This is a genomic window from Vibrio alginolyticus NBRC 15630 = ATCC 17749 (genome assembly GCF_000354175.2).
GTDB lineage: Bacteria > Pseudomonadota > Gammaproteobacteria > Enterobacterales > Vibrionaceae > Vibrio > Vibrio alginolyticus.
Genome location: NC_022359.1, coordinates 436614 through 448810 on the forward strand (window position 1 = coordinate 436614; position 12197 = coordinate 448810).

At 46.3% G+C, this 12197-nt stretch carries 11 protein-coding genes and 1 pseudogene; 10 read left to right on the forward strand and 2 right to left on the reverse strand.

What is annotated here, in order from left to right; translation table 11 throughout:
* Positions 1-56: 56 nt before the first annotated feature.
* Positions 57-812, reverse strand: a complete 756-nt coding sequence (locus N646_RS17215; protein ID WP_005383196.1) for a substrate-binding periplasmic protein — start codon at positions 810-812, stop codon at positions 57-59.
* 68 nt (positions 813-880) lie between these two features.
* Here N646_RS17215 and N646_RS17220 point away from each other — a divergent pair, with 68 nt between their 5' ends.
* The 3 genes and pseudogenes from N646_RS17220 to N646_RS17230 all read left to right on the forward strand — a co-directional run bounded on the left by N646_RS17220 (position 881) and on the right by N646_RS17230 (position 3940).
* Positions 881-2779, forward strand: a complete 1899-nt coding sequence (locus tag N646_RS17220) for an ATP-binding protein (RefSeq protein ID WP_017821058.1) — start codon at positions 881-883, stop codon at positions 2777-2779.
* A 100-nt stretch (positions 2780-2879) separates the two neighbouring features.
* A pseudogene (locus N646_RS17225) lies at positions 2880-3088 on the forward strand (DUF3283 family protein).
* Between the two features lie 135 nt (positions 3089-3223).
* Positions 3224-3940: a YebC/PmpR family DNA-binding transcriptional regulator gene (locus tag N646_RS17230; protein ID WP_005374482.1), complete on the forward strand. Its 717-nt coding sequence runs from the start codon at positions 3224-3226 to the stop codon at positions 3938-3940.
* Between the two features lie 72 nt (positions 3941-4012).
* On the opposite strand, the gene rodA is transcribed toward N646_RS17230, so the two are convergent.
* Positions 4013-5095: a rod shape-determining protein RodA gene (rodA, locus tag N646_RS17235; protein WP_017821057.1), complete on the reverse strand. Its 1083-nt coding sequence runs from the start codon at positions 5093-5095 to the stop codon at positions 4013-4015.
* Between the two features lie 393 nt (positions 5096-5488).
* Between rodA and N646_RS17240 the strand changes: the two genes are divergently transcribed.
* The 7 genes from N646_RS17240 to N646_RS17270 are packed head-to-tail and all read left to right on the forward strand — an operon-like array spanning position 5489 to position 12121.
* Positions 5489-6157: a hypothetical protein gene (locus N646_RS17240; RefSeq protein WP_005383200.1), complete on the forward strand. Its 669-nt coding sequence runs from the start codon at positions 5489-5491 to the stop codon at positions 6155-6157.
* 9 nt (positions 6158-6166) lie between these two features.
* A complete protein-coding gene (locus N646_RS17245; RefSeq protein ID WP_005374479.1) occupies positions 6167-6865 on the forward strand; it encodes an ABC transporter ATP-binding protein in 699 nt (232 codons plus the stop codon).
* Positions 6853-8121 carry an ABC transporter permease gene (locus tag N646_RS17250; RefSeq protein ID WP_017821056.1) on the forward strand — a complete coding sequence of 423 codons (1269 nt, stop codon included), beginning with the start codon at positions 6853-6855 and terminating at the stop codon, positions 8119-8121. The genes N646_RS17245 and N646_RS17250 overlap by 13 nt, the downstream gene beginning before the upstream one ends.
* Positions 8114-8899, forward strand: coding sequence for an outer membrane lipoprotein-sorting protein (locus tag N646_RS17255; RefSeq protein ID WP_017821055.1), 786 nt, complete (start codon positions 8114-8116; stop codon positions 8897-8899). The genes N646_RS17250 and N646_RS17255 overlap by 8 nt, the downstream gene beginning before the upstream one ends.
* 45 nt (positions 8900-8944) lie before the next feature.
* A complete protein-coding gene (locus N646_RS17260) occupies positions 8945-10291 on the forward strand; it encodes a hypothetical protein (protein WP_017821054.1) in 1347 nt (448 codons plus the stop codon).
* Entirely contained in the window at positions 10292-11314 is a 1023-nt protein-coding gene (locus N646_RS17265) for a sensor histidine kinase (RefSeq protein WP_017821053.1), read from the forward strand.
* 15 nt (positions 11315-11329) lie between these two features.
* Entirely contained in the window at positions 11330-12121 is a 792-nt protein-coding gene (locus N646_RS17270) for a LytR/AlgR family response regulator transcription factor (protein WP_017821052.1), read from the forward strand.
* The last annotated feature ends 76 nt before the right edge of the window (positions 12122-12197 follow it).

Below are 12197 nucleotides of genomic sequence, written 5' to 3' on the forward strand. Positions count from 1 at the left end.
TCTCAGAAACAAAAACGCCAACGTATCATCGTTGGCGTTTTTGTTAATGAGTTGATTCATTGATACTTTTGAATGATTTCATCAATTTCCCCTGAGGTTTTTAATTCAACGAGTCGTGTATTGATGTAATTTTGAGTTTCTGGTTGCATTTGAGGTGAAAAAGCCAGGTAGATTGAGTAGTCAGGAATAACCGAGCTGAAAGGCTGTATCTGAAAATTCTCTAACGGCAAATTGAGTCGCTTTAAGTTGTAAAGGACTCGGGATTCCATCTCGACAAAAGCTGTATCTCCAGGGGTTCGGCTTATCACTCGGTATGCGGCGTTGTAGTCTTTCACACGCATTTCATTGACACTGCCATTTTCAAAGAACGGTGTTAAATTTGGATAATCAAACCCTAGCAGTAATACAATAGAACGACCATGCATGGTATCCATGTTTTTGAATTCTAAAGGCTTCTCGCTACTCGACACCAGTACATGTTTTACAGTGTAAATGGGCTCCTCAGATAAATTTTCCGACTGCACCTTGCCCCAGTTCGGGCTGCCATAAGTTAACCAGTTTGGCTCAGCGCCTTCTTCCAATATGGAAATCATACGTTTAAATGGATAAGTATGATAATTCACTTGGTAATCCGACTCCGCGAAGATAGCGCTGACGATATCGGTCACAATTCCGGAGTGCATTTGTCCCTGTTGTTCAATTTGAAATGGTCGAGCTTGTTCAGCAATGACGTAATAGTTCACTTGATTTGCGGTCACATGAGAACTTACAACAATTAAGCTAAAAGCCAATCTAAGTAGAAGTCTTTTCATCGTATCCTCGATTATTATTTGTGCGTAGCTATATTTAGAGTAGCGCAAGTTTATCGGAGCGGTTTCATATGGATGAAAAAGAGCGATCTCAACGTCGTTTTAGTATCGGCAACCAACTTATGTTGGCGGTATTAACGTTGAGTTTAATCTTTACGGTCATCATTTCTACAGTGAGCTTATATCGAGTTTTTCACGAAGATTTAGCCCATTTAGATGTTGAATTAAAGCAGGTTGAGTCTAGCTATTTATCGAGCTTTTCTGCGAGTTTGTGGGTAGAGGATAGGGAGCTGTTGTTGACACAAGCTCAAGGTGCAATGCGTATGCCCTCGGTGGACTACTTACGTATTGCTAGTGAAGACGAAGTTATCATTGAATTAGGTTCGGCGCTTTCTGAGGATGTTGTCGAGAGAAGCTGGCCGATGCAGTATCGGGTCGGCGATAAAACGTATGATCTCGCGATATTAACGGTTCAATCGGATCTTAGCGCGATATATGAAGATCTTTGGCAGCAGTTCTTTTTTCTACTTACGACAGAAGCGATCAAAATTCTTGTCCTCATCATTGGTGTTCTTTGGGTGGCGTTTCGCTTGTTGGTCAATCCGTTACAATTGCTGTCTGGTGCGGTGAGCGATTTTCGTGGCGGTACAGTGCCGAGTAAAGTGACTCTCCCTAAACGATGGTGCTTTGATGAAGTGAGTGTTTTGGCAGAGAAATACAACCGAAGTGTTGAGAAAGTGAAAGAGCACCAGACTGAGTTAGAGGCTGAACGCGATAGGGCAGAAGTCGCTAATCGTAAAAAAAGTGAGTTTCTCGCCACTATGAGTCATGAGATCCGCACACCGATGAATGGCATTATTGGTGTGTCGTCGTTGCTCAATGACACCGACCTCGATCCCCAGCAAAAAGAGTTTGTAGAGATCATTGACAGTTCTTCTCACTCACTAATGACGATCATCGACGACATTTTGGACTTCTCTAAAGTTGAAGCTGGCAAAGTAGAGCTAGAATACACGAGCTATGATCTTCGCGAGCTACTTGACGATGTCATCAGTTTACATAGTGTCAAAGCCAAGCAGAAAAACTTACAGCTGCTCAGCGATATTGATCCTCACTTGCCAACGGAAGTGCAAGGTGATGCCACACGATTGAAACAAGTTCTGAACAATTTGTTGAGCAACGCGATTAAATTTACCGAGCGCGGCCATGTGAAGCTTCTTGTAGCGTTATCTCGACTTGATGGAGAGACCGCTCTTATCCGGTTTCGAGTTGTGGATTCTGGGATTGGTATTGCGAAAGAGCACCAACAAGCAATCTTCGAACGCTTCCAACAAGCTGATGGTAGTACCACCAGAAAGTATGGTGGGACAGGGCTTGGTTTGGCGATAGCTGCACAGTTGGTTAACTTGATGGGAGGGGAAATACAACTAACAAGTGAGCTTGGGCTGGGAAGCTGTTTTGAATTTTCGATTCCTGTTGCTGTAATAAATGCGCAATCGACCTATACCGACCAACTTAATGTATTAGATTTCCCGAAAGCGGAAGACAACGAAATCAGCCCTCAAGATAACGATAAACCTTGGGTATTGGTTGTTGAAGATACCATCGTCAATCAGAAGGTAGTTCGCATCATGTTAGAAAAACTGGGTGTGCGAGTGAGTGTCGCCAACCATGGCGAAGAAGCATTGCAGCTGTGTGATCAGCAGCCTTTCGATTTGATTTTTATGGACTGCCAAATGCCTGTGATGGATGGGTTTATTGCTACGGAGCGAATTCGAAAAATGGGAGAGTGGGGGAAACACGTTCCAATTATTGCGCTAAGTGCCAATGTCATTAAAGAGGATCAGCGACATTGCTTCGATGTTGGGATGAACGAGTTCGTGGCTAAACCCGTTACCAAGAATCGATTACAACAAATATTCGAACAGCATTTACCAAAAGCACTGAAAATCAGCGCGGTGCCAAAATAGTTAACTTGAAATCGATCAAGTTAAGTGCGTTTCTATTCTGTAATTGTAACTCTGTGTGATATAGTGCCCGGCTAGTATTTAAAGTACCTTGAGGCTGTGAATGTCGTTTAATCTATCCCTATTGCCGCCTGACGAAAAAACAAAATCGAACTGGATAAGCAGGCGTCGTTTTTGGTTTGGAAGCTCAGAGAGGCCAAATCTGGTCCTGAAGCAATAGAAGAACAGTTGTCCAAGATTAACGATGCTGATGAAAAGGCGTTTTTCCAGCAATCGGTCGAAAAGTACAAACGAGTAATGGGTGTCGCTTAACGCGAACCGTGGCAATGGTTCAATCCAATGCGACGAATGAGGTAACCTCCCTATTCCTTTGCTAAGCGAAATTGAAAAGGTTTCGCTTTTTGCTAAAATCCTTCGCATTAAATTTGAATTTAGAGAGACATCCCGATGGGAAGAAGTTTTGAAGTGCGCAAAGCCTCTATGGCGAAAACTGCAGGCGCGAAAATTAAAGTTTATTCCAAATACGGTAAAGAAATTTACATGTGCGCGAAAAACGGTGGTGGTGATCCAGACATGAACTTGTCTTTGAAACACCTGATCGCAAAAGCGAAAAAAGACCAAGTTCCTGCGCACGTTATCGATAAAGCGATCGACAAAGCGAACGGTGGCGGTGGTGAAGACTACACTCCAGCACGTTACGAAGGCTTCGGCCCTGGCGGTACTAGCGTTATCGTTGACTGTCTAACAGACAACGGCAACCGTACTTTCCAAGATGTACGCCAATGCTTTGTGAAAGTCGGTGCGAAAATTGGTGTTGAGGGCTCGGTTTCTCACATGTTCGATCACCAAGCGGTATTCCAGTTCAAAGGCGACGATGATGAAATCATCCTAGAAACGCTAATGATGGAAGACGTAGACGTTACTGACGTTGAGCTAGAAGACGGTGTTATCACTGTATTCGCACCTCACACAGAATTCTTCAAAACAAAAACTGCGCTTAACGGTGCATTCCCAGATCTAACGATCGATGTTGAAGAAATCACATTCGTTCCGCAAACTCATACGCCTGTATCGGGTGAAGATGCTGAGAAATTCCAGAAATTCCTAGATCTTCTAGATGACTGTGATGATGTTCAGCAGGTTTACCACAACGCAGAGCTGTAATTAATTCGCTCATATCGTTGTAAAAAGGCTTCCTTAGGGAAGCCTTTTTTGATCGCTTTTTCTCAAGCAACGCTATGCGTTACGATATTTGGAATAACACAGCGACATGATTACACCAAAACAGATACCTTGAGTTAGCATCGCCGTGCCGCCATAGCTAAAGAAGGGAAGTGGGCTACCCATTACTGGCAACAAGCCACTCACCATGCCCGTATTGATAAAAGCATACAGAAAAAAGCTCATCGCTAATGCGCCACTTACCAGCCGACTAAAAAAGTGGTCAGACTGACATGCAAGCAACATAACGCGTGCAGTAATAAACAAGTACAATGCGAGTAAGACTAAACTGCCAACAAAGCCCCATTCTTCCGCATAGGTCGAAAAAATAAAGTCCGTATGACTTTCTGGAATAAAGCCAAGTGTTCCCTGCGTTGCATTCATCCAACCTTTGCCTTTCATACCGCCTGAGCCAATCGCAATCAAAGATTGGATGATTTGGTAGCCCGAACCCAGTGGATCGGACTCAGGGTGCAAGAACTGTGTTACACGGCTCTTTTGATAGGTTTCCATAACGAAGAACCATAAAATAGGTGCTAACGTTAAAATGCTCGCAATAAACCCGCATATTATTTTCCAGCTCATGCCAGCCAAAAACAAAACGAACAATGCATAAATGACGGTAAAAACTGCACCGTCTAAATCCGGTTGTAGCGCGATTAACCCGGCAGGAATCATTGTAATAAGTAAGCAAAACGCAATTTTCCGACTGTCTGGTCGACCTCCTTCAATATGCAGCATCCAGGCGATCATGATTGGAATGGAAAGTTTGATTAGCTCAGACGGTTGAAAGCGGAAGAAGCCGATATCGAGCCAACGTTGAGAGCCATTGGTGCTATCACCAAATAAAGCGACAGCAAGTAGCAGAGCAACCGCAATAATGTAGAGATATGGAGCTGAGCGCTGATAGCTGGACGCTGGAATCGAGGACATGACCAAGATACAAACTAATGTCAGTCCGCAGCGCGCCAAATGTTTGAAGAGCATCGCCTCATTAAAGCTACTGGCACTCCAGAGAGTGAGCGAACTTAACAGCATGATCGGAATGATCGCCATTAGCAGTGGCAAATCAACTCTTGGGAAATAACGCTTATTCATTTTCAACGACCTAATAACGCACCTATTTTGAGTGCGAAAACAACTAAAACTCGAAGAGTTCAAACTATTCCGATGCTAAGAATCTCGATTTCGAAACAACAGACACCATGCAAAGGTGTGTAAGAAAGGAGAGTGCGACACTGTCTGTTATGGGTAGCTGTGGGATGGATAAATACACTAGCCTCAGATTTTAAGCCAGTGCTTTTATTGTGACTGCCGTAAAAATGTAGAGTTACGAATGAGCGGAATTGTATTTTCTGTTTAAGTGAATGTCATTCATCCTCTCTCAATACCATTCACTCTGCATAACTGCCATTGGTCGCATGCAAAAGCAGCGTGCGATCTTCTCCCTTAATCTGAAACCATCAAATCACGTTCAACTAAGGACAGTACATGATGGTTTCTCAATCTCGCTCAATCAAAGCTCTTAAACTGGCAAGTACGTTTATCGCCGCATTTGCACTTAGCAGCAATCTGGCTCTGGCTAACCCAAGCGAGCGCACACTCAGTCAATTCAACCAAGCAGCACAGGGTGACTCTGGCTTAGTTGATACTGTTTATGGCGAACTATCCAAACAACTCGAAGAGCAGGGCGCAACGCCGGTGACCTTGGTTTACTTGGGCAGTGCGGAGACGTTGCAAGGTCGTGAGGCGTTTATGCCTTGGAACAAGATGAAGTTCACCGAGCGCGGTCTTGCCACAATCCAAAAAGGCTTGGATTTAATGGCGAATCAGCCAGTACCACTGCAAGAGCAACAACGCTTACAAGGCTTGCCGGAATACCAGCTAGCTACCGCCATGGCAGCTACTACGTTTACCTCTCTGCCTGACATGTTCAATCACTTTGAGCGTGGCTACGAGCTGTACCTTTCTCTGCTCGATGAACCGAGTTTTAGCCAACAACCTTTCGCGGCAACGTCTTGGATTTATCGCTACGCCATTGAAGCTGCATTGCGTGCTGAAGATGTTCAACAAGCCAAAATATGGTTAGCGCAAATGGAGCAGTTAGGTGATAGCAATCTAGAAACGCAAACCGCGAAAGCGTTGCTAGCCAAGTATTAGGGAGGCGTCATGATCGTTTTTAATCAACTTAGCCGCGATTACGCCCTTGGTAGCCAAACCGTGCGTGCATTGCGAGACGTGTCTGGTGAAGTGTTTGCCGGCGAAATGGTGGCATTATGCGGGCCGTCTGGCTCAGGCAAAAGCACCTTACTTAATGTGCTTGGCATGCTGGATACTCAATACCAAGGTCAGGTGACATTTGCAGGCAGCCCATACCCAACCGGACAAATGCAGGCGGCGAAAATGCGCCGTGAAAAGCTTGGCTTTGTGTTCCAAAAATTCAATCTTGTGCCTGTGATGACAGCGTTGGAGAACGTGGCGTATCCGCTGCATCTCAACGGTTTTTCAAAAGCGGAACAAACCGAGCTCGCCACACAAATGCTAGAGCACGTTGGCTTGGGCGAGTTTATTCATCATATGCCCGATAACTTGTCGGGCGGTCAGCAGCAGCGTGTGGCAATTGCACGCGCCTTAGTGCACAAACCAGCACTGGTGATTGCTGATGAGCCAACCGCAAGTCTTGATAGCCAAACTGCCAACAAGGTCATCGACATTATGAAAGGGCTCGGACACGAGCTAGGCACCACTTTTATTGTCGCCACACACGACCCTCGTATGGCATCCCGTTGTGACCGCACCATTGAGTTGGTGGATGGCAAAATCACCCAAACGCACGCAAGTGTGGAGGAGGTTTCATGGGCAAGCTAATTCCAGTTTCCGTTCGCCTTGCTTGGTTGAACCTGCAACGCAATCGCCGTCGCAGTTTGTTGTCGATGCTGATCATTGCCATTGCCGTGTTTGCGTTAACCAGTGCGGGCGGTTTTGGTCTATACACCTACGACAGTTTGAAAGAGTCGACAGCGCGTGACACGGGGCATCTGACGTTAACCACGCCGGGTTATTTCGCTAAAGAAGAAGAGATGCCGCTGAGTAACGGGTTAACTCATGCCGACGACATCACCAAGCAATTGATTGGGTTGAATGAAGTGCGAGGCGTGCAGCCACGAGTTGAGTTCAGCGGTTTGATTTCCAACGGCAACAAGTCATCGATCTTTATCGGCATTGGTGTTAACGAGCGCGAATTCGATATGAAAGGACCGTTTTTGGATGTGCGCGAAGGGCAGACGTTGTCCAACATTCATGCATCGCGTTATGACTCAACAGAGCCAGAAGTGATGCTTGGCGTTGATTTGGCGAACAACCTAAGCGTGCACGTTGGCGATTGGATTACCTTGCTGGCGACCACAACCGACGGTGCATTGAATGCGTATGACTTCAAAGTTCGTGGCATCTATTCAACCGGCGTGCCTGAGCTTGATAAACGCCAGTTGTACGTGCACATCAACAGCGCGCAATCGCTGCTCGGTTCAGACAAAGTCAGTGCGTTATCTGTCTTCCTATTCGATACCAGTTTAACTAACCAAGTCGAGCAACAAGTGGCTTCGGTTTTGAGTAAGCAAAAGCAGAACTTTGGTGACCAAGATATTGAGATTACGCCTTGGCAAGAACGTGCGTTCTTCTACCTCAAAGTGAAAGATTTGTACGACCGTATCTTCGGCATCATGGGCGCAGTAATGGCGTTGGTGGTCTTTGTTGCGCTGTTCAACACCATGACCATGTCGGTCACCGAGCGTACACGTGAAATCGGCACCTTGTCAGCACTTGGTAGCTACCCTCGCGAAATCATTGCTGGGTTCTTGCGCGAAGCAGGGTTGCTTGCGGTTATTGGCAGCTTAATTGGCGCTTTGTTTACTGGGTTAGTTACCGTCTTACTGATGGTCGTGGATGTGCAAATGCCGCCACCGCCAGGACGCACAGAAGGTTACCCATTAACGATTTACTTCTCTTGGGAGCTAGTAGCTATAGCAGGATTTGCAGTATTGATGATTTGTTTGGTTGCGGCGTTTTTCTCGGCACGCAAAGGGGTGAACAAGCCAATTACGGAGGCACTGATTTATGTTTAATTTCAAATCACTATTACCAATTGCATTGCTGACGGTAACTGGCGTTGCAAGCATGAATGTCAGTGCGAATGAAACAGCACTAGATGCACAGCAAGTTGCGCAATTGATTGAAAAAGCCGACAGCTACCGCTTGCAAGATGATTCCTCCAAAGTGGTGTCACTGGTGCGCTTATATCAAGACCAAGAGTTAGATAAAACCCGTCTTTACCACGTGTACACGCGTCCAAATCGTGAATCGCTGGTGGTGTTCAAATCGGCGGTTGAAGCAGGGCAAAAGATGCTGATGATGGGCGACAACTACTGGCTGCAAATGCCAAAGAGCCGCCGTCCGATTCGCATTACGCCAATGCAGAAGCTGCTTGGTGAAGCGTCTATCGGCGACATCTCAACCCTGACGTGGAGTCAAGATTATCAAGGTGAATGGAAAGCGACAGAAACCGTTTCGGTGAACGGAGAGAGTGTTGCGGCTTATCACCTTGCCTTAACCGCGAAAACCAAAGGGGCAAGCTATCAGAAGATCGATTTGTGGTTGTCTGAGCAAGATGCGTTTCCAATTAAAGCTGATCTTTACTTGCGCTCTGGCAAACTCGCCAAGCAAGCGCAATACGGACGTGCAAGCGATAACGGTGAAGACTACGTCAGTGAGATGACCTTGCTTGATAGCATTCAGCCGAGCAAAAAGACCGTTATCGAGTATCAAGAAATCGTGCCTTGGCAGCTGGATAACAAGTTCTACAACCCAAGTTATTTGCCAAAAGCTAACACGACTCAGCTTTAGTCTGAGCTTCGTAAATAGAACCATAAAAACGAGCAAGGAAGTCACATGAAACCGCACCAGCCTAACCTTAACAAAAGCACCAGTTTGTTGATTGCTGCGTCGTTGTGTGTGGGCGCAGCAGCCCCAGTTTTTGCCAATGATGAGCTGAGTTTTGAGTGGGATTGGGCTGTCAGCTACGAAACTGCCAAGCAGCGTGATAGCGCATTTATGCAAGCGCAGGGCAGTTCTCGTGATTCACTTAATGCACTGTTGGATGTACAGGTGAATTATCACAACTTCAGTGGCTTGTTTGCTCTGTACAGCCAAGGTTTGTACCTCAATCAACAAGGAAAGAGTGATTGGTGGAGTGAAGCTGATAACCAATTGCTGATTCGAGAGCTGGCTTGGCTAGGGGAGTGGCAAGTCGGTGATACCACTCTTGATGTGAGCTTAGGTAAGTTGCGCGTGGATTGGGGCGTGGGTTATGGCTACCGACCTTTGGATCTGTTTAAGCCTTATCGACAAAATCCTGTTGGCATAGTCGCAGAAGAGGGTGCGGGTGTGTTTTCACTCTCTCGCTACGATATGGCAGGCGAGTGGACGGTGATTGCAACGGATTCAAGCTGGGGGCAACAAGACCAGAGTGCTCTTGATCAAGCCGCAGAGCAGCAAGGTGTTGGTATTCGTCGTTATGCACTGGTGGGTGACACCGAGTATCAACTTATTGGTTATTACGATGATGTGCGCCGAGGTTTACTCGGAGCCAGTGCCATTGCCGTGTGGGATGAATCCATCGCTATGCACGGTTCCATGCTGTGGCAAAACCAAAGTGTCGGCTATCAGTTTCAGCAGGATGATCTTTACCAACCCGTTTCGGTTGAGGAGCTGGGCAGCGCATTCCAAGCCTTAATTGGGTTGAATTGGGCAAACCAAGCCGGGCACAACGTGATTGCTGAATATTGGTACGACAGCCGTGCATGGTCGAAAAGCGAATGGCAACAAGCAATAGAGCGTGGCGAATTACTCTCTCAGATCCCTGATCCTAACAACTCTCTGTTGGCTAGCAGCGCTCTACTTGCGACAAGCTACGCCCAAGGGTTTCAGCATGCCAATATCGTTCAGCATAACGTAATGTTGCACTGGAGTTGGGATTTGGAAGCATGGGCTGCATGGAACGGCAAAGCGGATATGGGCTGGCTAAGTGATGTAACCCCCACGTTGGATGTGATGCTGTCGCCACAAGATGGTGGTGTGATTGTCACGCAGTGGCTTAACTACCAATGGATTGATACTGGCGATCAAAGTGTAGAAGTGGAAGTTGCCGCACGCTTTTTAACCGGAGACGACCAATCTGCTTACGCACAAATCAATGATAAGCATATGATTGTATTTAACATCAAAGGGAAATTCTAAATGTGTTCAGCAAAATCAGTGGTGAAAAGTGGATGGCCGCGTAGCTTATTAGTGACCACGGCATTTTGTCTCTTTATCGCAGCAATGACGCTCTCGGTTTGGGGCGGTCCATTTTACATTCATGTAGCGGTTAGCTTTGGATTTGGCTATTCGGCTATCTTCTTCTCATGGTTGATTGACCGTTTGTTTCCAACCATCCCGCGTATGATAGAAGTGGTGTGTTCGCTTGTTGCCTGTTTATTGTTTGGGGTGATTAATGCGCAATTTTGGCTCGGAGAGTATTTTGGTATCTCCGATATGATCCCTGTTGGCTTAATGGGATTACTGTTTAGCGGTATGTGTTATTTCTATTTTTACTCGCGTGAGAAAGAGGCGGTTGCTCAACGAGAGTTGGAAGCCATCAAGCGCGAGAAAGCAGAGCAAGATCGTGCGCTGTTGCTGAGTCAGCTTAAGCAGATGCAAAGCCAGATTGAACCGCATTTCTTATTCAATACCTTGGCAAATATCAGTGCGCTCATGTCGCAAGATGTCGATAAAGCCAAGCTAATGCTAGAACAGTTAACCGCGCTGCTGCGTGCGACGCTCAAAAGCTCACGCGAAGAACACACCACCATAGACAATGAAACGGCGTTACTTGAGGCTTACTTAGGCATCCAACAAACTCGTTTGGGTGATCGACTCAGTTACAAGATTGAGGTGGAAGAAGGGCTAGGCAGAACCGAATTACCGCCGATGATGCTCCAACCTTTAATCGAAAACGCCATCATCCATGGTATTGAGCCGAAGCGAGAAGGCGGCGAAATCAGTTTGCTCATCAAGCGTGAACGACAGAACTTGAAGATTGAAGTCAGAGACACGGGTGTTGGCTTGAATCATGTTAGTGGGCACATGGGCTCTGGCGTCGGTTTAAGTAACCTCAAGCAGCGAGTTGAAGCTTTGTTCGCAGGGCAAGGAGAGGTTTCTATCAGTGAGTCTGCTCAGGGTGGTGTTTGTGTTCGCCTGAGTTGGCCAATGGAATCGTAATCAAGGAAGAAAGGAATGAATACAGGGTTTACTGCCATTATTGCTGATGATGAACCGCTATTGAGGCATCATCTTGATAAAAGCCTAGCTGAAGTGTGGCCAGAGCTAGAGGTGATAGCCAAAGTCGCCGATGGTGAACAAGCGTTGCAAGCCATTGAGCAAAGCCAACCTGATATTGCGTTTCTCGATATTCGTATGCCAGTTTTGGATGGTATGACCTTAGCGCAAAAACTCAATCAACTCGCCAATCCACCTTTGATTGTGTTTGTCACCGCGTACGATGATTACGCCATCAAAGCTTTTGAGCAAAATGCTGCCGATTATTTGCTTAAGCCTATCTCGGATGAGCGCCTTCTGACGACGTGTGAAAGAGTGAAAGCACGCCTTGCCAAGCGAGAGCAAGAAAGCAGTAATGTGCAGATGAGCAGCCTATTGGAGCAGTTGCAGCAATTATCCGCGCCACAAACGCCGCAATATCTTCAGTGGATCAAAGCGACGCAAGGGGAAGATATTCATCTGATTGCCACGTCTGATGTGTTGTATTTCAAAGCGGAAGAAAAATACGTTTCTGTGTATGCCCAACAAGGACAGGGTAAAGTGCAGGAGTATTTGATTCGCACATCGTTGAAAGAGTTGATAGGGCAGCTTAACCCAGAACAGTTCTGGCAAGTACACCGTTCAAGCGTGGTGCAAGTGTGCAAAATTAACAAAGTAAACAAAGACTTTGCTGGCAGAATGTTTGTTCACGTTGGAGAGAACAAGCTCCCGGTGAGCCGTGCATCTCAAAGTTTGTTCAAAGGGATGTAATCGCTAGAACTGCTCACTTTTTACACTGTAAACTCGCTGCTCATTTTTTCAGCAATAAAAACAAAAAGCGCCTAGG